This is a genomic window from Vannielia sp. SX4 (assembly GCF_052828525.1).
This window is the reverse complement of record NZ_CM128247.1, coordinates 3,651,448-3,673,330: the sequence shown is the minus strand read 5'-3', so window position 1 is coordinate 3,673,330 and position 21,883 is coordinate 3,651,448. Positions and strand designations below refer to the sequence as shown.

The following is a 21,883-nucleotide window of genomic DNA, read 5'->3' as shown; positions in this document are numbered from 1 at the left end:
CGCCGGGAGAGAGGCCATGCAGATCGCCCTCTGGCAGACCCGCCCGCAGCCCGGCATCGACCCGGCCCTTTCCGCACTGGACGAGGCTGCCCGCGCCGCCGCGCAGGCCGGGGCCGACCTGCTGGTCACCCCCGAGATGGCGCTGGGCGGCTACAACATCGGCGCCGCTGAGGTGGCCGCGAACGCCGGGCGGGCAGGGGAGGTGGCCGAGGCTCTCTCCACCATCGCCCGCCGCCACGGCATCGCGCTCACCGCCGGTCTGGCCTTGCCGTCCCCCGGCCCGCGCCCCTACAACGCCTGCCTCGCAATTGATGCCACGGGCCGTGAGCTGGCCCGCTACCACAAGGTCCAGCTCTTCGGCGAGGTCGATGCCGCCCAGTTCACCCCAGGCGACGCGCTCTCCCCGGTGTTCGAGCTGGCCGGGTGGAAGCTGGCGCTGGCGATCTGCTACGACATCGAGTTCCCCGAACTGGCCCGCGGCCTCGCCCTCCGCGGCGCCGAGCTGATCGTGACCCCCACCGCCAACATGGTGCCCTACGCCAGCGTCAACACCCGCCTCGTGCCCGCCCGGGCCGAAGAGAACACCACCTGCATCGCCTACTGCAACTACGTGGGCGCCGAAGGCGCGTTTATCTACAACGGCCTCTCCTGCGCCTGCGGGGCCGATGGCGCGGATATCGCCCGCGCCCCCGCCGCGCAGGAGGCCCTGCTTTCCGCCACGCTCGACCGCGCCGCCCTTGCCCAAGCCCGCCGCGCCCAGCCCTACCTCTCCGCGCGCCGCGCCGATCTCTACCAAGGCCAGCCATGAACCCCGTCACCGTTTTCGGCCCCGATTTCCCCTTCGCCTACGACCGCTGGGTCACCCATCCCGCTGGCCTCGGGCAACTGCCCGCCGAGAGCCACGGCAAGCGGGTGGCGATCATCGGCTCCGGCGCCGCCGGGGTGGTCGCGGGCTACGAGCTGATGAAACTCGGCCTCCGCCCCATCCTCTTTGAGTCCGGCCAGTTCGGCGGGCGGCTCCGCTCCCGCGCCTTCGAGGGGGCCGAAGGGGTGATCGCCGAACTGGGCGGCATGCGCTTCCCGGTCTCCGGCACCGGCTTCTACCACTACGCCAACATGCTCGGCCTCGAGAGCCGCCCCTTCCCCAACCCGCTGACCCCCGCCGCAGGCTCCACCGTCATCGACCTTCTGGGCCAAACCCACTACGCCCGCACCCTCGCCGACCTGCCGCCGCTGTTTCAGGAGGTCGCGCAGGCCTATGACGCCGCGCTCGAAGAGGGCGCCAGCTTCACCGCGCTGCAACAGGCCATCCGCGACCGCGACACTGCCCGCATCAAGGAACTGTGGAACCCGCTGGTCGCGGCATGGGACGAGCGCACCTTCTACGATTTCATCGCCTCCTCGGAGGCCTTCCAGAAGCTCTCGTTCCACCACCGCGAGGTCTTCGGGCAGGTCGGCTTCGGCACCGGCGGCTGGGATAGCGACTTTCCCAACTCGATGCTCGAAATCCTCCGCGTCAACCTCACCGAATGTGACAGCAACCAGCGCTACTTCGCCGGCGGGGTCGAGCAGATGCCGCGCCGCCTCTGGCAGCACGCCCCCGAGCACATCACCCACTGGCCCGCCGGCACCACCCTCGCCGGCCTCAACGACGGCGCCCCCCGCGCCGGGGCCCGCCGCCTGCGCCGGACCAGCCCCGAGCAGATCACCGTCACCGACGCATGGGGCCGGGCCGAGGCCTTCGATGCCGTGCTCGTCACCTGCCAGACCCACCTGCTCACCACCATGATCGACACCGAAGAGAGCCTCTTCGCGCAGGATCTCTGGATGGCCCTCGACCGCACCCGCTACATGCAGTCGGCCAAAACCTTCGTCATGGTCGACCGCCCGTTCTGGAAAGACAAAGACCCGCACACAGGCCGCGACGTGATGTCGATGACCCTGACAGACAGGCTCACCCGCGGCACCTACCTCTTCGACAACGGACCAGACAAACCCTCGGTCATCTGCCTCAGCTACGCCTGGATGACCGACGCCCTCAAGGTGCTGCCCCTGCCTGCCGAACAGCGGGTCGAACTGGCGCTCACCTCGCTCGCCAAGATCTACCCGGGCGTCGATATCCGCTCCCACATCCTCGGCGATCCGATCACCGTGAGCTGGGAGGCCGATCAAAACTTTCTCGGCGCCTTCAAGGGCGCGCTGCCCGGCCACTACCGCTACAACCACCGCATGTTCGGCCATTTCATGCAGGAGGACATGCCCCCCGAAGAGCGCGGCATCTTCCTCGCCGGGGATGGCATCAGCTGGACCCCGGCCTGGGTCGAGGGCGCGGTGCAGACCTCGCTCAACGCCGTGTCCGGCCTCATCCGCCACTTCGGCGGCACCTCCGCGCCCGGCAACCCCATGCCCGCCGACGAGTACCCGGCAAACGGCCCGGTGCCGCTGGAACCCTGACCGGCGGCCTGCCTCAGGGCCGCCATCTCAGCGCCATGATTGCCTGATATATCCCCGCAAAATAAATCGCGGGCAGAACGGGCAGCCGATGACCTACCAACGCGAATTAGATGGGCTAAGGGCACTCGCGGCAATCGCCGTGCTGGCCTTTCACACCCGCCTGCCAGGCTTTGGCGGCGGCTTCCTCGGGGTCGACCTGTTCTTCGTGCTGTCGGGCTATCTGACCACCTCGCTGATCCTCCACCAGATCGAGGGCTTCAGCCCCGGCGCCTTCCGCCGCTTCCTCTCCCGCAGGCTTTGGCGGCTCTGGCCGCTGCTCATCACCTTCTGCGGCGCGGTAGCGCTGGCCATGTGGCTGGCGGGTGATCGCTACGCGGCCGCACCGCTGCATGGCGCGCTCTTCATGGGCAACACCGACCGCGCGGTGCTGGGGTATGCCAGCTATTCCGTCCACACGTGGTCGCTCGCCGCCGAGATGCAGTTCTACATCCTGATCGGCCTTCTGGCGCTGCTGCTGCGCTCCGCCCGGCGCCTGTGCTACGCACTGCTGGCCGGGTTCGTCGGCGTCACCCTCTACCGGCTCGGCGTGGCCAGCGTGGCCGACTGGCGCGAAGGCTTCTACAGCCCCTTCGCCCACAGCTCCGGCCTCTTCCTCGGCGGCCTCGTCGCCACCCTGCCGCCGCCCCGCATCCGCTATCCGGGGCTGATGGTGGGCGTCGCCCTCGTCGCCCTCGCTGCCGTCCTGAGCGTGGCCCAGTTCCGCACCTTCGGGGCGCTCATGCTCTGGATCGCCGCCACCGAGCTGGCCACCGTGCTGCTGCTGCTGGGCCTCCGCACCGGGCAATCCGGGCTGGCGGGGCGCTGGCTCGGCTTCGGCCCCTTCGTCTGGCTCGGCCAACTCTCCTACGGCCTCTACCTCTGGCACTACCCGGTCGCCGTCCTGCTGCGCGATACCCTGCCACCGGTCCCGGCTTTCGTCGTCACCTTCGCCTTCTCCCTCGCGCTGGCGGCGGCGAGCTTCCGCTGGCTGGAGCAGCCGATGCGCAACCGGGGCAGGGGCCAGCGGGCGCCCGCGCCTGCCGCCGCCCCGATGCGCACACCGGCGCACAGGGCGCTCGCTTAACCACCCGCGTCTGTGCGCAAATCGCGTATGTATGGAATGTGCATCGGATGTGCATCAGTTGTGCATCGGTAACCAACCTTAACAGCCCGCCGCCTGTTAACCGCCCGGGACGCTCCGGCAACTGCCGCTTGTGAGCCTGTGCCGAACCCCCTATGTCTTTCATGCAATGCAAGAATACTCAGTAAAACCGGCCCCGGAGGCGCATCGTGGCTGAAGACGCCAAGTTTGAAGATGGCGCAGAGCGCCCGATCTACCTCGCCGCAATGGATGATGGCTCCCTGCCCATCGTCTCCTCGCTGGTCCAGGACGCCGTCTTTCCCATCACCGAGATGAAGTTCGACAAGTCCGCGCGCGAGTTTGCCTTGCTGGTCAACCGCTTCCGCTGGGAAGACAAAGAACGCGCGGAGTCCCGTGGCCGCCCCTACGAGCGGGTGCAATCGGTGTTGCGGGTGGGTGATGTCATGGGCGTCTCGACCATGGGAATCGACCGCTCGGATGCCGATACCATCCTGTCTTTGCTGGCAATTTCGTGGGACGAGGGCGAGGACGGCACCGGCACGCTCACCTTCACCCTCGCGGGCGACGGCGCGATCCGCCTCAAGGTCGAATGCCTCGACGTGGTGCTGAAAGACGTGACGCGCCCCTATCTCGCCCCCTCCCGCCACGCGCCGGAGCACCCCGAAGAGTGAGCATCCGCCGCCTCGGCCCGGAGGATGCGCAGGCCTTCCGCGCCCTGCGGCTTGAGGCGCTGACAGAGAGCCCCGAGGCCTTTGGCGAAGATCTCTCCGACGCGCTCGACAAGACCGATCTCGACTATGCCAACCGTCTGGAAATGGGTGATAATTTCGGCGCTTTCGCGGGTGAGGCGCTGGTCGGCATCCTGCTTTACATGCGCGAACATGGCCCCAAGATCAGCCACCGCGCCTTTCTGATGTCGGTCTATGTCCAACCCGCCCACCGCGGCACGGGCGCGGCCTCCGCGCTGGTTGCCGCCGCGCTCGATCTGGCCCGTGAAACCGGGGTAGGGCAGGTGGAGCTCTATGTCTCCTCCGCCGCGCCCCGCGCCCATGCCTTCTACCTCCGCGAGGGCTTTGCCGAGGTGGGGTGCAGCCCCCGCGCACTTTGCGTTAACGGGTGTTACCACGACGAACGCCACATGATCAGCTATCTCGACCCGCTTGAGAGCGCCCCCGCAGCCGGGTAAGAGGCCCGCAAAGGAGAGCCAATGCCCGTCTTTCTCAGCAGCACCGACCCCGATTTCGAGGCCCGTTTTCAGGCGCTCCTGAGCGCCAAGCGCGAGGATTCGCCCGATGTCGACGAGGCCGTCGCCGGCATCATCGCCGATGTCCGCACCCGGGGCGACGCGGCCGTGATCGAGCTGACAGAAAAATTCGATCGCCTCTCGTTAACCCCTGAAACCATTGCCTTTTCCGAGGCCGAGATCGACGAGCACTGCGCCCGCGTGCCGCCCGAAGAGGCCGCCGCGCTGGAGTTGGCGGCAGAGCGCATCCGCGCCTACCACGTCCGCCAGATGCCCGAAGACGCCATGTGGACAGACCCGGACGGCGCCACCCTCGGCTGGCGCTGGAGCCCGGTCTCAGCCGCTGGCCTCTACGTGCCCGGCGGCCTCGCCAGCTACCCCTCCTCGGTGCTGATGAACGCTGTTCCGGCCCAGGTCGCAGGCGTCGAGCGCCTCGTTATCGCCTGCCCAACCCCCGGCGGCGAGGCCAACCCCCTCGTCCTCTACGCCGCCCGCCTCGCCGGGGTCAAAACGGTGTATCGCATTGGCGGGGCGCAGGCCGTGGCAGCGCTGGCCTACGGCACCCAAACCATTGCCCCGGTTGATAAAATCACAGGCCCCGGCAATGCCTTCGTCGCCGCCGCCAAGCGCCGCGTGTTCGGCAAGGTCGGCATCGATATGATCGCCGGCCCCTCGGAAATCTTGGTTATCGCCGACGCCGCCAACGACCCCGATTTCATCGCCCTCGACCTGCTTTCTCAGGCCGAGCACGACGCCTCCGCTCAGTCGATCCTGATCACCACAGACGCCGCCTTGGGGCAGGCCGTGGCCTCGGCCGTCGAGACCCGTCTGCAAAGCCTCGAACGGGCGCAGATCGCAGGTGAAAGCTGGCGCGACTTCGGAGCGGTGATCACTGTGCAAAGCGTTGAAGAAGCAGCAGAACTCTCCGACCGCATCGCGCCCGAGCACCTCGAACTCTGCGTCGAAGAGCCCGAGGCGCTGTCCGAGAAAATCCACCACGCCGGGGCCATCTTCCTCGGCCAGTGGACCCCTGAAGCCATCGGCGATTACATCGGCGGCCCCAACCACGTGCTCCCCACCGCCCGCTCCGCCCGCTTCTCCTCGGGCCTCTCGGTGATGGATTTCCTCAAGCGCACCACCCTCGCCAAGATGACCCCAGAGGCCCTCCGCGCCATCGGTCCGGCGGCAGAAACCCTCGCGAAATCAGAGAGTTTGCAGGCCCACGGCCTCTCCGTCCGCGCCCGGCTCGACAAGCTCAACCGATGATCCGCGTCGCCCTTCTGGCTCTCCTCCTCGCCACGCCGCTCCACGCGGGCGAGGCCGAGGATCGCAAGGCCGCCACCATCGCGCTGCTGCAAGAGCAGGGCGTGCCCGTGCTGCCCACACTCCCCACCATCGAGACCGAGGCGCAAAGCCTGCGCCGCACCGAGGAGGAGGTCATCCGCCGCACCATCGCGCTGGCCATCGTCGCGGTAAAGGGCGAGACCGGCGACAGCGACCTCGCCCGCAATCTGATCACCCAGTTCGGGGCCGATGAAAGCTGGTTCAGCACCGCCGAGCAGGCCTTCCTCGATGCCGCCGATCCCGACCAGCAGATGCGCGCCCAGTTCGCGTGGCGCTACGAGACGGTCGAGGTGATGCTCTGGGCGCTGGGCATCTACGACGAGCTGAAATATCCCAGCGAAATCATGGATGTGCCCCGAATGGCCGATACCCTCCGTGGCCTGGGCACCGAGGGGCTTCGGGCGCAGGCCAGCCTCCGCCCGCAGGCCGAGCTGCTGGACGCGGCCGACCGGATCTACCGCTACCACTGGGCCACCCGTCAGGCCCGGCTCGATGGCGCCCCGCCGCCTGCAGGCCTCTACCCCGATGTGATCTGGGAGCGGCACCACGCGCTGAATTGGCTCATCGGTGCCCACGGCGGCCAGCCTTGGGACGAGGTCAGCACCGACACCTGAGGATTTCGCTGCATTGCAGTATCCGCCCCCGCAGGCTAGCGTTCGGCAGCCACGGAGACGAGCGCATGAGCCGCATCTGCCATATCGAGATAGACGACGCCAACCTGCCGCCCCCCACGCCGGAGATCGAGCAGGAGCGCAAGGTGGCCGTCTTCGACCTGCTGGAAAGCAACAGCTTCGATCCCACCGGGCGCGACGGCTACGAGATGCCCCCCGGCCCCTACCGGCTGCACCTGTGTATCCGCGACCGGCGGCTGGTGTTTGACATTTCCGACGAGAAATCCAATGAAATCGGGGCCTTCCACCTTTCCCTCTCGCCTTTCAAGCAGGTCGTGAAGGACTACTGGCAGATCTGCGAAAGCTATTACGACGCGGTCAAAAAGCTGCCGCCCCACCAGATCGAGGCGATCGACATGGCCCGCCGGGGCATCCACAACGAGGGAGCCCGCGTGCTTCAGGAACGGCTGGAGGGCAAGGCGGCAGTGGATACCGATACCGCCCGCCGCCTCTTCACCCTCATCTGCGTGCTGCACTTCGGGGGGTAAGGACTTGGGAAAAAAGAGCTTCCCCTCCTCGGTGCTGTTCTGCTGCGACCATAACGCAGTGCGCTCGCCGATGGCCGAAGGGCTGATGAAAAAGCTCTACGGCCATGACGCCTACGTGCAATCTGCGGGCGTTTACAATGACTTGGATATCGACGGCTTCGCCATCGCCGTCTGCGAGGAGATCGGGGTGGAGCTGCACCGCCACCGCTCCCGCAGCTTTGAGGAAATGCAGCAATGGGGCGATGATCTCTCGGGCTTCGACCTGATCGTCGCGCTCTCGCCGGCCTCCCAGCGGCAGGCGCTGGAGTTGACCCGTGTGTTCCATCTCGAGGTCGAATACTGGCCCATCATGGACCCCTCCGGCCTTGGCGAGACCCGCGAGGCCAAGATGGGCGTCTACCGGCAGGTTCGCGACCAGCTGATGGACAGGATGAAACAGCGCTTCGGCCCGCCAAGCCAGAGATGATGCGGGGCCGAGCCGGGGCTGGCCTGCACAGGGTCGCCCGGTCAAAAAGGTCACAAGCGCCGGAGCGCGCACGATTTCCGCTTGATTTGTTGCCCATAGCGGCGCATCTAGTGCCGCGTCCGCCACAGTGCGGCACGCATGCAACAACGGAGTGACCATGGCCAAGGAAGAACTGCTCGAATTTCCCGGTGTCGTGAAGGAGCTCCTGCCCAATGCGACGTTCAGGGTCGAGCTGGAAAACGGCCATGAAATCATTGCGCATACGGCAGGCAAGCTCCGGAAGAACCGGATCCGCGTCCTCACCGGCGACAAGGTGCAGGTTGAGATGACGCCCTATGACCTGACCAAGGGCCGCATCAACTACCGCTTCCGGTAAGATGCGACTCATCCTCGGATCCGGCAGCCCGCGTCGTCGCGAGCTGCTGGGCCAACTCGGGCTGACGCCCGACGAAATCCGCGCCGCCGACATTGATGAAACGCCCGCCAAGGCGGAGCTTCCGCGCCCCTATTGCACCCGCATGGCGGTGGAGAAGGCGCAGGCGCTGCCGCCCGGTCCCGGCGAGCTGGTGATCACCGCCGATACCACCGTTGCCCTTGGCCGCCGCATCCTCGGCAAGCCCGAGAATCGCGCCGAGGCGGGAGCGTTCCTGCGGGCGCTGGCCGGTCGTCGCCACCGCGTGATCACCGCCCTCGCCGTGCGCACCGAGGCGGGCTTCTGGCAGCGCGACGTGGTGACCTCGGTGAAGATGAAGCGCCTGAGCGAGAGCGAGCTTTTTGCCTATCTCGAAACCGGCGACTGGGAGGGCAAGGCTGGTGGCTATGCCATTCAGGGCCCGGCCGGCGCGTTCATTCCCTGGATATCGGGCAGCTACTCCGCCGTCATGGGCCTGCCCGTGGCCGAGACGGCGCAGCTGCTGGTCGCGGCGGGCTACCCGCTCTACAAGTCGGCCTGACCTGACCCATACGCGCGGAGTGATGCGATGAAAGGCACGCAAATCATCCTCGATCATGTCGCCGGCCGCGAGGCCGCCGCACGCATGGTCGATGGCCGGCTCAATGATCTGCTGATCGACGCTCCCGGCATCCTGCGTCCCAGCGCAATCTGGCGCGCCAAGGCGGAGCGGCAGGCCAAGGGGCAGGGCGGCATTTTTCTGGCGGCGGGCGACCAGCGCTTCTGGTTCCGGCAGGCCAAGGGCGTGGCGCCCGGCGAGGCGCTGGTGGTGCAGGTCACCGGCTATGCCGAGGTCGAAAAGGCCCCACCCGTCACCCGCGCCCTCACCTTCAAATCGCGCTACGTGATCGTCACCCCCGATGCGCCGGGGGTCAACGTGGCCCGCTCGATCCGTGACGATGACGAGCGCGACAGGCTGAAGCTCGCCGCGCTGGAAGCCCTCGATGGCCGCGACTGGGGGCTGATCCTGCGCTCCTCCTGCATGGGCGCCGAGGAGGCCGAGATCACCGAAGACATCGCCACCATGATCGACACCGCCGAGGCCGCGCTCTCCGAGGGCGAGGTGGGCGAGATTCACCCCGGCGACGGCCCCCACATCACGGCATGGCGCGAGTGGACGACGCCCGCCGAGGTGATTACCGAGCCCGGCGGCTTCGAAACCCACGGCGTGCTCGATGCGCTGGCCGAGCTGCAAGGGCCGCGCGAGCGGGCAGGGGAGGCCACGCTCTATGTCGAGCCGACGCGCGCGCTGGTCGCGGTCGATGTGAACACCGGCGGCGACATGTCTCCGGCTGCCGCGCTCAAGGCCAATATCGCCGCGGCCAAGGCGCTGCCCCGCGCGCTGCGCCTGCGCGGCCTCGGCGGGCGTGTGGTGGTGGATTTCGCCCCCATGCCCAAGGGTCAGCGCAAGCAGTTGGAGCAGAGCCTCAAGGCCGCGTTCCGCGCCGATCCCATCGAGACCGTGCTCGCCGGGTGGACGCCGCTGGGCCAGTATGAGATGCAAAGGAAGCGCGAGCGCCTGCCGCTCTCCCTGACCCTGCCCGAGGAGGCTCTATGACCTGCCCGATCTGCGGCAAGGCCCCCGAGGCCAAGTATCGCCCCTTCTGCTCGGGCCGCTGCGCCGACCTCGACCTCGGCAAGTGGCTCACCGGCGCCTATGCGGTGCCCTCGGATGACCCGGACGACATGGAAGAGGCCTTTCGCCTGACCGGCGAAGAGGGGCCGCCCAAACCTCACTGAGGGGGCCGCAGGGCTCGGCTCAGATGTTTTCTGAAGTGAAAATATCAAACCCCAGCGTCACCCGTTGCGCGCCCGCATCCGGCCCCGCCAGCTTGGCCTTGATCATCGTCGCCACCGTCTGCCGGGCGAAGGGCTCGAAAGGGTGGGCGATGACCATCGCCAGCGTGCCGTCAATCAGCGCGGCCCGCGTCGGCTCGATCATCTCGTAACCCACGCCAATGAAGTCCTCGCGCCGCTTCGCCTCCCGCGCGGCGGCCAGCGCGCCGGTCACCCCGCCGCCCGAGATGTAGAGCCCGCAAAGATCCGGGTGGTCATGAAACAGCTTCTCCGTCAACTCCCGAGCCACGGCGGCGCTCTCATAGGTGTTCTGCGGCTCCAGCACGGTGAAGCCCGCATCATGCTCGCGGAAATAGCTGCGAAAGCCGGTCTCGTTCAGTTCCTGGTTCCGGTAGCGGTGGTTGCCCACCAGAATGCCGATCTTGCCCGGCTCCCGGCACATCCGGTGAAACGCCCATGCCGCGGTGCGCCCGACCTTCCAGTTGTCGAGCCCGATGTAGCCGACGTTGCCTCGCGCCGAGAGCGGCCCGATCAACCCGCAGACCGGGGTGCCCCCCGCCAGCACCTCGTCGATCGCTTCCGACACCAGCGGATGCTCCGCCGAGACGACCGCAACCGTCTCGCAGCTACGCCCCAGACGCCGGATACAGGCGGCCACGTTTTCCGGCGAGAGGTCGTCGAGATAGTCGATCTCAAGCTCGACATTGGCCTCCGGGTAGCTCCGCGCGGCAGCCTCAAGCGCGGCGCCGAGATCGCGGTAGAACACCCGGTTCCGCGCCAGCAGGATCACCCCGAGCCGATGCGTCTCCCGCCGGCTCCGCACCGAGTGCTCGATGGTGCCCAGCCCGTAAAACCCGATCTCCTGCGCGGCCTCCAACACCCGCTCGCGGGTGGGCTGCCGCACCGAGCCCGCGTCTGAGATGACCCGATTCACGGTTGAAACGGAAACACCGGCAGCGCTGGCAAGATCGGGGATCGTTGGGCGGGTTTTCATCGGCTTCTCATCTCATTTCATCTCATTTAGCGCGATATTGGAACGAAATGGTGCGAAATTTCTGCGCTGACATGACAGCTATTGATTTGATCCATGTCAATTTGTCAACAGTGCTCGCGTCTGGAGCGGCTGGCACACCGGCCCGTCTCAGGCTCTGGGAGGAGGCCCGACATGGACGATCTGCAATACGGCACCCGTGACAAACGCGGCAACTGGGCACCCAACACGCCCGCCCAGCCCGCGCCGATCTGGCAGCGGCCCTTCTCGCTCAAGAAAGTGCTGGCCTGGGTGCCCGAGTATCTCTGGCCGTGGAACGCCTTCCACCTCGCCACCGCGCTGATCTGGGTGCTGTTCCTGATCCCGTCCTGGGAGAGCCTCGCCACTCTCTCCATCGGCAACTTCCTCTGGCTCTACGGGCTGAACGCGGTGGGGATGTTCCTCTTCCTCGGCGCCTTCGAGTTTTTCTTCTACGTCAAGCGCAAACAGGAGAACCGGTTCAAGTACAACGGCAAGTTCCCGGCCGACAATCCGTCTGACGTGTTCTGGTTCAAATCCCAGAACCTCGACAACTTCCTGCGCAGCTTCTTCATCACCATCCCGCTCTGGACCGTGGTCGAGATCGCGATGCTCTGGGCCTATGCCAACACCTGGGCGATTTGGCTTCCGTGGACGACCCACTGGCTCTGGCTCAGCTTCATCATCCTGATCTCGCCCGCCATTCACGAGATCTACTTCTTCTGCCTGCACCGCCTGATCCACGTGCCGGTGCTCTACAAGCACATCCACTCGGTGCATCACAACTCGATCAATCCCAGCCCGTGGTCGTCGCTCTCCATGCATCCGGGCGAGGGCTTTCCCTACATGGCCGAGGCTTGGCTGCACCTGCTGATCCCGTCCAACCCGGTCTGCGCTTACTTCACGCTGCACTCGGTCGGCTTCGGCGCGGTCAACGGGCACCTCGGGTTCGAGAAGTTCGAGATCACCGAGAACGCCACGCTCGATAGCCACGCCTACCTTCACTACCTGCACCACAAGTACTTCGAGGTGAACTACGGCGGCGACGGGCTGGTCCCGATGGATAAGCTCTTCGGCACCTGGCACGACGGCACCAAGGAATCCGACGCCGTGATGAAAGAGCGCTTCCGCAAGAAGAAAGAGCGGATGAAGGCCAAACAGCAAGGCGCCACACCCGCCGAATGAAACGAGCAGCCGCGCAGGCCAGGGGGGAGGAAAGAGGCCCCGGCCCGCGCACCCGAACCTGCACCATCCGCCGCGGAGGCGCGGCAACACCCTAGGGAGGAAACCCAAGTGAAACTGACCAAGACCCTTCTCGCCACCGCAGCCGCCGCGCTGATGTCCACTGCCGCTATGGCGCAGGATATCGCCGTGATCGCCGGTTCGGTCGAAGATGCCTTCATGGACAAGATCAAGAAGGGCGTTGATGACGCGACCCACATGGTCGAGGCCAACGGCGGCACCGTGCAGTACCTGCGCACCCAGAACTACGAGAACTTCGGCCCCGATCTGGTGACCCTGATCAACCAGGCTGTGGCACAGGGCGTTGACGGCATCGCCATCCCGGTCTGGGTGCCCGATGCGCAGATCCCCGCGCTTCAGGCCGCTGCCGAGCAGGGCATCAAGATCATGCAGTACAACTCCGGCCTGCCGGTGAAAGACGACATCAGCGCCATCAACTACTTCGGCTCCGACGAGTACGAGGCAGGCTTTGGCGGCGGCAAGTATCTCGCCGAGCAGGGTGCCAAGCACATCCTCTGCCACATTCAGGTGCCCGGTGCGATTAACCTCGAAGAGCGCTGCAAGGGCGTGACCGATGGTGCCACCGAAGCCGGTGCCAAGGTGACCGTGCTGAACACCCCCGCCAACCTCGACGGCGACGTAACCGGCACCGCCGAGGCGCTGAAAGCCGAGTTCATCGGTGATGACACCATCGACGCGATGGTCTCCTGCGCCGACTTCGGCGCTGCCGCCGGGGCGAACGCGGTGGAGCAGACCGGCCTCGACATCATGGTCTCGGCCTTCGACTTCTCGCCCGCCTCGCTGGAGCGCATCTCCGCTGGCACCCAGAAGATGGCCATCGACCAGCAGCCCTACCTTCAGGGTTTCCTCGCCACCTCGATGCTCTTCGCAAACCTCAAGTTCGGCACCGAAATCAGCACCGATCCGGTCCTGACCGGCCCCGCGATCATCGACGCCTCCAATGTCGACGCGGTGAAGGCCGGCGCCGAGCTGGGCGCCCGCTGATCTGAGCCACCACGCCCCCGGCCGGCCGTGCTGGCCGGGGGCCCACCCGCACCCGCGCGCGCCCTGCCGCGCCCGAGCAAGCCACCCTGGGGGGAGCCATCGCAATGGCCGATACGACCAATACCGAAAGCAGCAGCACCGGTTCGGACACCGCTGGCGGCTTCTCGTTTCTCAGCCTCTTCCGGCGCCCCGAGGCGGGCGCGGCGGCGGGCTTCATCCTGATCTTCCTGTTCTTCGCCTGGTTCGGCTGGGACAAGAACTTCCTCACCCCGCTCGGCTCCTCGACCTGGCTCAACTTCGCCTCCAAGGTCGGCATCATCGCCATTCCAATCGGCTTTTTGATGATCGCGGGCGAGCTGGATATCTCGGTCGGCGCGCTCATCCCCGCAGGCGGCATCGTGCTGGCCATGTCCACAGAAACCTTCGGGCTGAATATCTGGCTCGGCGTGCTCATCAGCTTCGCCGTCGCCGCCGCCATTGGCTGGCTCAACGGCATGCTGGTGACACGCACCAATGTGCCCTCGCTCATCGTCACGCTGGCCACGCTCTTTGTGATCGCGGGCCTCAACGCCTACGTCTCCAAGCAGCTTGCGGGCACCACCCAGCACAGCCTGCCCGATGCGGGCGTCGTCTCCGAGTTCCTGATGGGCGACTACCACACGCTGAAGATCGGCTCCGAAGACAGCGCCTTCACCATCTTCCAGAGCCTTCAAAGCTCGTTCTTCATCTGGATCGCCGTCGCCGTGGGATGCTGGTACGTGCTGCACGTCTCGCCCTGGGGCAACTGGATCTTCGCCATGGGCGGCGATCAGGAAAGCGCCCGCAACGCTGGTATCCCAACCAACCGCCTGAAGATCGCCCTCTTCATGCTCTCGGCCATGGCCGCCGCGCTGGTGGGGATGACAGAGGCGGTGCTCGCCAACACAGCCTCCACGACCACCCAGTTCGGCATGATCTTCAACACCATCATCTGTGTCGTGGTGGGGGGCGTGCTGCTCACCGGGGGCTTCGGCACTGTGACCGGCACCGTCTTCGGCACGCTGACCTTCGGCATCGTCTTTCAGGGCATCAACTTCACCACCTTCGACAAGGACCTCAACATGCTCTTCATCGGCGTGCTGCTCCTGATCGCGGTGCTGATGAACGATACCTTCCGCAACCTCGCGACCACCGCGTCGACCAAGAAGAAGTGAGGGCCTGAGCCATGTCTGCCAAAACCCCCGTTCTCGAGATGCGCGCCGTCGACAAGAGCTTCGGCCCCATCGACGTGCTGCACGAAATCAGCCTGAAAGTGCATGAGGGCGAGGTGCTCTGCCTGCTGGGCGACAACGGCGCCGGCAAGTCGACCCTGATCAAGACCCTCTCCGGCGTTCACCAGCCCACCGGCGGCGAGATGCTGCTCGATGGCAAGCCGGTCCGCTTTGCCCGGCCCCGTGACGCGCAGGAGCTGGGCATCGCCACCGTGCACCAGTTCGGCGGCACCTACCCGCTGATGTCCATCGGGCGCAATTTCTTCGCCGGGGTGGAGCCGACCAAGGGCTTCGGGCCGTTCAAGGTCTTCGACCGGAAAAAGGCCAATGCCGTCGCGGTCTCCGAGGTCCAGAAGATGGGCATCACCCGCATCACCGATGGCGACCGTCTCGTCGGTGGCCTCTCCGGCGGTGAGCGTCAGTCGCTCGCCATTGCCCGCGCGGTTTACTTCGGTGCCCGCGTGCTGATCCTCGACGAGCCGACCGCCGCGCTCGGGGTCAAGCAGGCGGCCCACGTGCTGCGCATCGTGAACGAGGCCAAGCGGCGCGGGCTGGCGGTGATCTTCATCACCCATCAGGTCATGCACGCGATGGCCGTGGGCGACCATTTCGCCGTGCTGATCCGGGGCGCCATCGCCGCCGATTTCCGCAAGGGCGAGAAGACCCGCGAGGAAATCGCAGACCTCATGGCCGGCGGTGAAAGCATGGCCGATCTGGAGGCCAACATCGAAGGCTACATGGAAACCCATGACGGCCACCCGCCGCAGGTCACCCCGGCGCAGTAGTTTCTCCCCCGGCGGTCCGGGCCTCTTCCCGGGCCGCCACATTTCTCAAGGATTACCCTGATGACCACCCGCATCGCCGTCATCGGCGCAGGCCTCATGGGCGCCGACCACGCCCGCATCGTGGCCGAGGATCTCCCCGGCGCCACCCTTCAGGTGGTCTGTGACATGGACGAAGCCCGCGCCCGCGCCGTGGCCGATGAGCTTGGCGCTGCCGATGCCGCCAGCGACCCCGAGGCCGTGATCGCCCGCACCGATGTGGATGCCGTGATCATCGCTTCCCCCGATTTCACCCACGCGCCGCTCTCCCTCGCCTGCATCGCGGTGGGCAAGCCTGTGCTCTGCGAAAAGCCCCTGTCCCAGCAGCCTGATGAATGCCTCACCGTCATGCAGGCCGAAGAGGCCGCCGGCCGCCGCTTCGTCATGCTCGGCTTCATGCGCCGCTACGACCAGTCCTATGTGGAGATGAAAGAGGCGCTGGATGAGGGCCAGATCGGTCGCCCCCTGATGATGCACAACTTCCATCGCAACGTCGAAACGCCCGCCGCCGACTTCACCGGCGCGATGGCCATCACCAACTCCGCCCCGCATGAGTTCGACGTGGTCCGCCACGTGCTCGGCTGCGAATACGCCAGCATCACCGCCCACCAGCCCCGCCGCTCCGATGCGCGCGTGGCCCCCGTGGTGATGGTGCTGGAAACGACTGACGGCCAGCTCGTCACCATCGAGGTCAACAACAACGCCGCCTACGGCTACGACGTGCGCGCCGAACTGGTGGGCGAGGCAGGCTCAATCGCCATGAACAATGTCGCCTACACCCGGACCGACATGAAGCTGGCCTCCGCCACCCGCTACGATGCCGACTGGCGCGCCCGCTACCACGAGGCCTACGTCCGCCAAAACCGCGCCTTCCTCGCCTTCGCCCAAAGCGGCACCTTCCCCGAAATCGCCTCAAGCTGCTGGGATGGCTACTGCGCCGCCATCACCGCCCAGGCCGGGGCACAGGCGCTCGAAACCGGCACCCGCCAGCCCGTGACCCTGATCGCCAAACCGGAGTTCTACGCATGAAACTCGGCTTCGTCTCCGACAGCCTCGGCAGCCTGCCCTTCGAGGAGATGCTCGACCATGCCGCGCGTCTCGGCTGCGACGGCGTCGAGGTCAACACTTGCGGCTGGTCCACCGCCCCCCACTTCGACCTCGCCGCCATGCTTGAAAGCGCCGACAAGCGCACAGCTTTCCGGTCTGCCTTCGAGAGCCGCGGCCTCAAGGTCATCAGCCTCAACGCCAACGGCAACCCGCTCCACCCGACCGACCCCAAGCAGGGTGAGGGCCTGAAAGATACGATCCGCGTCGCCGGAGCGCTTGGCATCAAGACCGTCTGCACCATGTCCGGCCTCCCCGCCGGAAGCCCCTCCGACAGCATGCCCAACTGGGTCGTGTCGTCCTGGCCGCCCGAGACGCAAACGATCCTGCACTACCAATGGGAGCAAAAGCTCAACCCCTTCTGGACCGAGATCGCCGCCCTCTGCGCCGAACACGGCGTCGACCGCATCGCCCTCGAACTCCACGGCAACCAATGCGTCTACAACGTGCCCTCGCTGCTCAAACTGCGCGAGGCCATCGGCCCGGTGATCGGCGCCAACCTCGACCCGTCGCACCTCTTCTGGATGGGCGCCGACCCTCTGGTCGCCGCCGAGGCTCTTGGCCCCGCGCTCTACCACGTCCACGCCAAGGACACGCTTCTCAATGCCCCCGTGCAGGCCACCACGTCCCTGCTGGAGAATGGCTCGCTCATGGATATCCCGGCGCGCAGCTGGTCCTACATCACCCTCGGCTTCGGCCACGGCGAGGAATGGTGGCGCCAGTTCTGCTACCGCTGCCTGATGGCCGGCTACGATGGCTGGCTCTCCATCGAGCATGAGGACGTGCTGCTCAACTCACTGGAAGGGCTGGAGAAATCCGTGGCGCTGCTGAAAGCCGTCATGCCTTCCGCCCCTTCCGACTTCAAACCACAAGACATCTGAGGACACCCCAATGGCAGAATGGATCGACGCCTGCTCCACCGATGACATCGACGCCGAAGACGTGATCCGCTTCGATCACGGCGCGCGCACCTTCATCATCGTCCGCGACCACGAAGATAACTACTATTGCACCGACGGGCTCTGCACCCACGAAGATGTGCACCTCGCCGACGGGCTGGTCGTCGAGGCCACAATCGAGTGCCCCAAGCACTCTTCGATCTTCGATTGCTCCAATGGCGAGGTCGAAACGCCCCCAGCCTGCGAGAACCTGCACACCTACGCCACCAAGGTGGAAGGTGGCCGCGTCTTCGTGGAGCTCTGAGCCATGGCCTTCCAACTCGCCGCCTGCGCCGAGATGCTCTGGCAGGACAAGCCGATCCACTGGCGCGCCGCGCGGCTGAAGGAGCTCGGCTTCGGCGTCGGCCTCTGGAACTGGCCAGCCTGGGACTTGGATGCGCTGGAGAAAACCGGCGCGAATTTCACCATCATGAATGGCTATCTCGAAGGGCGGCTGGCCGATGACGAGGGCGCCGACATGCTGCTCGCCTCCGCCCGCGAAACCGCGCAGATCGGCAAGCGCCTCGGCGTGGCCCGCCTCAACCTGCACGGCACCGGTCTGGGCGACCAGGGCCTGCCGATCCAGCAGCTTGCCCATGTCGCCCCCGGCATGTGGCTGAAGGCCCGCGATACCCTGCACCGCATCTGCGACATGGCCGAGGCGGAGGGCGTGACCTTCACGCTCGAAAACCTGAACCTGCGGGAGCATCCCGGCTGCCCGTTCAATTCCACCGCTGATGTGCTCAGCCTCGTCGCGGCGGTAGACCGGCCCCAGCTGCGCATCAACCTCGACCTCTACCACACCCAGATTGGCGAGGGTGACGTGATCCGCCACGCCGAGGCCTGCCTGCCGTGGATCGGTGAGGTGCAGGTGGCCGACAATCCGGGGCGCTGCGAGCCAGGGACGGGCGAGATGAACTGGCCCGCCATCGCCCGCGCGCTCGATGCAATGGGCTATGCCGGACCGGTCGGCATGGAGGCCTTCGCCAAGGGCGCCCCCGAAGAGGCGCTCGCCGCTTTCCGCGCCGCCTTCACCCTCTGACCGCTCCCGCGCCGGGGTCGCTCAGGCCCCGCGCAACTCCTCCAGCACCCGGCCCAGCATCGCATCGCAGGCCGCAAGCTGGGCCTCCTCCACATACTCATCGGGCTTGTGCCCCTGTCCCTCCATCGAGCCCGGCCCGCAGACCAGCGTGGGGATGCCGAGCCCGTCGAAGGTGCCCGCCTCGGTACCGAAGGCCACCTTGGTCGTGCCGTTCACCTGCGCCAGTCGCTGCACCAATCCGGTGGCGGCACTGTCCGCCGGCGTGTCGAGGCCGGGGTAGCTGACCATCGGCTCCAGTTCGATCCGCCCGCCGGGATGGGCCTTTTCGACCTCCGCCGCCATCGCTGCGATCCGCGCCATCAGGGACTCGGGCGCATCGGCGGCGAGGTGCCGGAACTCGAAGATCACCTCCGCCCGGTCCGGCACGATGTTCAGCGCTGTCCCGCCCGTGACCCGGCCCACATGCAGCGTGGTATACGGCACCCCGTAGCCCGGATCGCGCGCGCCCTTGCTGGCATACTCCGCCTGAAGCGCCTGCACCCCCTGCACCAGCCCGGCGGCCAGATGCAGCGCATTCACGAACCACGGGGCCAGCGCCGAATGGCCCGCCTCGCCGTGGCACACAGCCCGGATCGCCCGCTTGCCCTTGTGCCCCGTCGCCACCTGCATCTCGGTCGGCTCGCCCACGAGGCAGAGCCGTGGCAAGGGGGTGGCCCCGGCCAGCGCATCGCGCATCTTGGCGATGCCGAGGCAGCCCACCTCCTCGTCCCACGAGATCGAAAGTTTCAAAGGCTCCCGCAACGCCATGCCCGAGGCACGGCTCGCCGCACTCAGCATCGCGGCCAGATAGCCCTTCATGTCGGTCGTGCCGCGCCCGTAAAGCCTGCTGCCCTCGCGCGTCAGCCGAAACGGGTCGCGGCTCCACGCCTGCCCCTCCACCGGCACCACATCTGTATGGGCCGACAGCATCACCCCCGCGCCCGCCGGCCCGATCTCGGCAATCAGCCCGGCCTTGGGCGCATCCGGGTCGGCCACGCGCGTCACCCGCGCGCCCCGCTCACGCAGAAACGTCTCCACCCAGTCGATCAGCGCAAGGTTGCTCTTGGCGCTCACCGTGTCGAAGGCGATCAGCCGGTCCAGAATATCAACCGTGCTCATCACGCCAGCGGCGGCTGCCTGCGCCTCACTCATCGCCCGGCACCCCGTAGCTCGGCGCTTCCCGCGGGTCGAGCGCGCGTTGCACATAGGCCTCCATCTGCGGTTTGTAGACCTCCCAGGCCGTGGCCACCGCCTCCACCGGGCAGTCTTCCGTCCAGTCGCAGCGCAGCTCCGCCAGCGGCCAAGGCTGGCGGTCCACCAGCAGCAACCCGGCAGAATGCACCGGCCCGGCCTCGCCGCCCGCCGCGAGCCCGGCCTTCAGCGCCGCCACCAGCCGGTCGCCCAAATGCCCCTCGGCGGCAAGGAACCCCTCCGCGATCGCCCCCGGCACGCCGTCGTTTTCCAACAGGTTTCCGCCCGCCGCTACGTTCTCACCCTCGGCCTGCGTCCAGATGCCCAGCGAGTTCGGGCCGGAGTGGATCGCCGTGCGCCCCGCCTTGTCCACCGCCAGCACCTGCCGATACTCGATGAAAGCGCCTCGCCGCTTTACCTCGGCCACCGCCTCCGCCGCGCCCATGCCGCTCTCCATCAGGTCCAGCGCCATCGGCCCCAGCATGGGGTCGGTGATGTTTTGCGAGGCCACCGCCCCCACGCCCGCCCGCGCATGGCTGCACCGCGCCGCCACTGCGGGGGAGGACGACGAGATCGCCACGCCGAACATCCCCGTCTTCGCACAGCGCGCCACCAGCGAAAAGGTCATGCCTCATCTCCTTCGGGGATCACCGCCGTCGCGTCGATTTCCACCAGCCACTCGGGCCGCGCCAGCGCCACCACCACCAGCCCGGTGCAGACCGGATGCACACCCTTGATGTATTCGCCCATCACCCGATAGACGGCCTCGCGGTGCCGCACATCCGTCAGGTAGACCACCAGCTTCACCAGATGCTCCATCCGCCCGCCGGCCTCTTCGATCAGCTGCTTGATATTGCTCATCACCTTATGCGCCTGCTCCGCCGGGTCGTGGCTCGGCAGGTTCACCGCCGTGTCCAGCTCCTGCGGGCACTGCCCCCGCAGCCAGACGATCCGGCCGCCTTGCGTGACCACCGCCTGCGCGAGGTCGTTGTCGAGCCGCTGCTCCGGATAGGTCTCGGCGGTGTTGAATGGGCGAATGCGGGTGTGGGCCATGTCAGGCGCTTTCCGTGATGCGGGCCAGCAGATAGCGGGCGAAATCGTAGTTGGGGCGTTCAAGGTGGCTCAGGTGGCCGGGCCGGGCGGCTTGCGATGATAGCCCGCGATAGACCTTCTCGGTGCAGCCCCGGTCCTCCACGTTCACATCGTCCAGCAGGGTCTTCAGCGCGGTGAAATTTTCAGCCGCATCCGCATCGCCCGCGTAATCGTCCGACATGCCCCCGCCGAACCGGATCGAAACCTGCCCCGGCCCCTTGGGGTGCAGCGACAGATACCAGAAGTACCCGGGCGTCAGCGTGATCAGCAGCGAGGGGTAGAGCGCTAACAGAAAGGTCGTGCGCCGGGCATCGCCCGTAAGCCGGTCGTTCGACGGGTGCGCCATGGCAATGCGTAGCGAGTCGTCCTTTAGGATCGTGTGGTAGTTGAACGCCTCGCGCCCCGGCGGGCAGATCATCTCGTCGAGCCGCGACAGCCCGCCGATGGTGCCCGCATGGCAGACCGGCAGGTGGTAGCTCTCCATGAAGTTTTCCGCGAGCACCTTCCAGTTCGTGTCCCAGACATGCTCCTCGAAGAAGCTCTCGGTGTAGCGGGCCATGTCATAGCCCGCGATCAACGCCTCCACCTCCGCCAGTCGTTCCGCCACCGGTGCGGCCTCGGGATCGAGGGTCACGAAGACCCACCCCAGCCAGACCTCGCAGCGCAACTCCGGCAACTGGTAGTCGCCCTTGCAGAACCCCTCGTTCTGCCCCATCGCCGGCGCGCCACGCAGGCTCCCGTCGAGGTTGTAGGTCCAGGCATGATAGGGGCAAACGATGCTCCGCACCCGCCCGCGCCCCTCCAGCAGGGTCGACATCCGGTGCAGGCAGACATTGCTCATCGCCCGGATGCCCGCGCCGTCGCGCACCACCACCACCGGCTGCCCCGCCAGCTCGCAGGTCAGGTAGTCCCCCGGCTCCGCCAGCGCCGAGGCCCGGCCCACGCAAAACCACTCGCGTTTGAAGATGTGCTCGATCTCCAGCGCCGCGAACTCCGGCGAGGTATAGACCGAAGGCGGCATCGCACGGGCCTGCTCGAAGGGGGCTTCGGCAGCCGCGCGCAACCCGTCGAGGGGGGAGATGTCCTTTGGCATGG

The 21,883-nt window shown here is 66.9% G+C and carries 26 protein-coding genes; 21 read left to right on the top strand and 5 right to left on the bottom strand.

What is annotated here, in order from left to right:
* The first annotated feature begins 16 nt into the window (after window positions 1-16).
* The 13 genes from ACUXVX_RS18065 to ACUXVX_RS18005 all read left to right on the top strand — a co-directional run bounded on the left by ACUXVX_RS18065 (window position 17) and on the right by ACUXVX_RS18005 (window position 9,998).
* Window positions 17-808, top strand: a complete 792-nt coding sequence (locus tag ACUXVX_RS18065) for a carbon-nitrogen hydrolase family protein (RefSeq protein WP_446309403.1) — start codon at window positions 17-19, stop codon at window positions 806-808.
* The gene (locus tag ACUXVX_RS18060; protein WP_446309402.1) at window positions 805-2,454 is read left to right on the top strand and encodes a flavin monoamine oxidase family protein; all 1,650 of its coding nucleotides are present in this window, start codon (window positions 805-807) and stop codon (window positions 2,452-2,454) included. Before ACUXVX_RS18065 ends, ACUXVX_RS18060 begins: the two co-directional genes overlap by 4 nt.
* Before the next feature lie 88 nt (window positions 2,455-2,542).
* The gene (locus ACUXVX_RS18055; protein WP_446309401.1) at window positions 2,543-3,577 is read left to right on the top strand and encodes an acyltransferase family protein; all 1,035 of its coding nucleotides are present in this window, start codon (window positions 2,543-2,545) and stop codon (window positions 3,575-3,577) included.
* Window positions 3,578-3,783: 206 nt separating this feature from the next.
* Entirely contained in the window at window positions 3,784-4,266 is a 483-nt protein-coding gene (locus ACUXVX_RS18050; protein ID WP_446309400.1) for a DUF2948 family protein, read from the top strand.
* Complete coding sequence (locus ACUXVX_RS18045; RefSeq protein ID WP_446309399.1) at window positions 4,263-4,781, top strand: N-acetyltransferase family protein; 519 nt, start codon at window positions 4,263-4,265, stop codon at window positions 4,779-4,781. The genes ACUXVX_RS18050 and ACUXVX_RS18045 overlap by 4 nt, the downstream gene beginning before the upstream one ends.
* 21 nt (window positions 4,782-4,802) lie before the next feature.
* Entirely contained in the window at window positions 4,803-6,104 is a 1,302-nt protein-coding gene (gene hisD, locus ACUXVX_RS18040; protein WP_446309398.1) for a histidinol dehydrogenase, read from the top strand.
* Complete coding sequence (locus tag ACUXVX_RS18035; protein WP_446309397.1) at window positions 6,101-6,796, top strand: DUF4272 domain-containing protein; 696 nt, start codon at window positions 6,101-6,103, stop codon at window positions 6,794-6,796. Before hisD ends, ACUXVX_RS18035 begins: the two co-directional genes overlap by 4 nt.
* Window positions 6,797-6,861: 65 nt before the next feature.
* Window positions 6,862-7,341, top strand: a complete 480-nt coding sequence (locus ACUXVX_RS18030; protein WP_222468269.1) for a UPF0262 family protein — start codon at window positions 6,862-6,864, stop codon at window positions 7,339-7,341.
* Window positions 7,342-7,345: 4 nt separating this feature from the next.
* A complete protein-coding gene (locus tag ACUXVX_RS18025) occupies window positions 7,346-7,807 on the top strand; it encodes an arsenate-mycothiol transferase ArsC (protein ID WP_222468270.1) in 462 nt (153 codons plus the stop codon).
* Window positions 7,808-7,964: 157 nt separating this feature from the next.
* Window positions 7,965-8,183 (top strand): translation initiation factor IF-1, encoded by a 219-nt coding sequence (infA, locus tag ACUXVX_RS18020; protein WP_074254530.1) that lies wholly within the window; start codon window positions 7,965-7,967, stop codon window positions 8,181-8,183.
* A gap of 1 nt (window position 8,184) precedes the next feature.
* Window positions 8,185-8,760, top strand: a complete 576-nt coding sequence (locus ACUXVX_RS18015; protein WP_446309396.1) for a Maf family protein — start codon at window positions 8,185-8,187, stop codon at window positions 8,758-8,760.
* A 27-nt stretch (window positions 8,761-8,787) separates the two neighbouring features.
* Window positions 8,788-9,816 carry a ribonuclease E/G gene (locus ACUXVX_RS18010; protein ID WP_446309395.1) on the top strand — a complete coding sequence of 343 codons (1,029 nt, stop codon included), beginning with the start codon at window positions 8,788-8,790 and terminating at the stop codon, window positions 9,814-9,816.
* Window positions 9,813-9,998: a DNA gyrase inhibitor YacG gene (locus ACUXVX_RS18005; protein ID WP_446309394.1), complete on the top strand. Its 186-nt coding sequence runs from the start codon at window positions 9,813-9,815 to the stop codon at window positions 9,996-9,998. The genes ACUXVX_RS18010 and ACUXVX_RS18005 overlap by 4 nt, the downstream gene beginning before the upstream one ends.
* Before the next feature lie 19 nt (window positions 9,999-10,017).
* Here ACUXVX_RS18005 and ACUXVX_RS18000 read toward each other — a convergent pair whose 3' ends face one another.
* Window positions 10,018-11,049, bottom strand: a complete 1,032-nt coding sequence (locus ACUXVX_RS18000) for a LacI family DNA-binding transcriptional regulator (RefSeq protein ID WP_222494863.1) — start codon at window positions 11,047-11,049, stop codon at window positions 10,018-10,020.
* Window positions 11,050-11,220: 171 nt separating this feature from the next.
* Between ACUXVX_RS18000 and ACUXVX_RS17995 the strand changes: the two genes are divergently transcribed.
* The 8 genes from ACUXVX_RS17995 to ACUXVX_RS17960 all read left to right on the top strand — a co-directional run bounded on the left by ACUXVX_RS17995 (window position 11,221) and on the right by ACUXVX_RS17960 (window position 18,466).
* Window positions 11,221-12,249 (top strand): sterol desaturase family protein, encoded by a 1,029-nt coding sequence (locus tag ACUXVX_RS17995; RefSeq protein WP_446309393.1) that lies wholly within the window; start codon window positions 11,221-11,223, stop codon window positions 12,247-12,249.
* A 108-nt stretch (window positions 12,250-12,357) separates the two neighbouring features.
* Window positions 12,358-13,311: a substrate-binding domain-containing protein gene (locus tag ACUXVX_RS17990; RefSeq protein WP_446309392.1), complete on the top strand. Its 954-nt coding sequence runs from the start codon at window positions 12,358-12,360 to the stop codon at window positions 13,309-13,311.
* A 104-nt stretch (window positions 13,312-13,415) separates the two neighbouring features.
* The gene (locus ACUXVX_RS17985; protein WP_446309391.1) at window positions 13,416-14,504 is read left to right on the top strand and encodes an ABC transporter permease; all 1,089 of its coding nucleotides are present in this window, start codon (window positions 13,416-13,418) and stop codon (window positions 14,502-14,504) included.
* 11 nt (window positions 14,505-14,515) lie between these two features.
* On the top strand, window positions 14,516-15,346 hold the full coding sequence (locus ACUXVX_RS17980; RefSeq protein WP_222494859.1) for an ATP-binding cassette domain-containing protein: 831 nt from the start codon (window positions 14,516-14,518) through the stop codon (window positions 15,344-15,346).
* Window positions 15,347-15,406: 60 nt separating this feature from the next.
* Window positions 15,407-16,411, top strand: a complete 1,005-nt coding sequence (locus tag ACUXVX_RS17975; protein WP_446309390.1) for a Gfo/Idh/MocA family oxidoreductase — start codon at window positions 15,407-15,409, stop codon at window positions 16,409-16,411.
* Window positions 16,408-17,367 carry a sugar phosphate isomerase/epimerase family protein gene (locus tag ACUXVX_RS17970; protein WP_446309389.1) on the top strand — a complete coding sequence of 320 codons (960 nt, stop codon included), beginning with the start codon at window positions 16,408-16,410 and terminating at the stop codon, window positions 17,365-17,367. Before ACUXVX_RS17975 ends, ACUXVX_RS17970 begins: the two co-directional genes overlap by 4 nt.
* Before the next feature lie 10 nt (window positions 17,368-17,377).
* Window positions 17,378-17,689 (top strand): MocE family 2Fe-2S type ferredoxin, encoded by a 312-nt coding sequence (locus ACUXVX_RS17965; RefSeq protein WP_222468281.1) that lies wholly within the window; start codon window positions 17,378-17,380, stop codon window positions 17,687-17,689.
* A 3-nt stretch (window positions 17,690-17,692) separates the two neighbouring features.
* Window positions 17,693-18,466, top strand: a complete 774-nt coding sequence (locus ACUXVX_RS17960) for a TIM barrel protein (RefSeq protein ID WP_446309388.1) — start codon at window positions 17,693-17,695, stop codon at window positions 18,464-18,466.
* 21 nt (window positions 18,467-18,487) lie between these two features.
* Here ACUXVX_RS17960 and argE read toward each other — a convergent pair whose 3' ends face one another.
* The 4 genes from argE to ACUXVX_RS17940 are packed head-to-tail and all read right to left on the bottom strand — an operon-like array spanning window position 18,488 to window position 21,881.
* Window positions 18,488-19,657: an acetylornithine deacetylase gene (argE, locus tag ACUXVX_RS17955; RefSeq protein WP_446309387.1), complete on the bottom strand. Its 1,170-nt coding sequence runs from the start codon at window positions 19,655-19,657 to the stop codon at window positions 18,488-18,490.
* On the bottom strand, window positions 19,650-20,324 hold the full coding sequence (locus tag ACUXVX_RS17950) for a DUF1028 domain-containing protein (RefSeq protein ID WP_446309386.1): 675 nt from the start codon (window positions 20,322-20,324) through the stop codon (window positions 19,650-19,652). The genes argE and ACUXVX_RS17950 overlap by 8 nt, the downstream gene beginning before the upstream one ends.
* Window positions 20,321-20,749, bottom strand: a complete 429-nt coding sequence (locus tag ACUXVX_RS17945) for a RidA family protein (protein WP_446309385.1) — start codon at window positions 20,747-20,749, stop codon at window positions 20,321-20,323. Before ACUXVX_RS17945 ends, ACUXVX_RS17950 begins: the two co-directional genes overlap by 4 nt.
* A 1-nt stretch (window position 20,750) precedes the next feature.
* Window positions 20,751-21,881, bottom strand: a complete 1,131-nt coding sequence (locus ACUXVX_RS17940; protein ID WP_446309384.1) for an aromatic ring-hydroxylating oxygenase subunit alpha — start codon at window positions 21,879-21,881, stop codon at window positions 20,751-20,753.
* Between the last annotated feature and the right edge of the window lie 2 nt (window positions 21,882-21,883).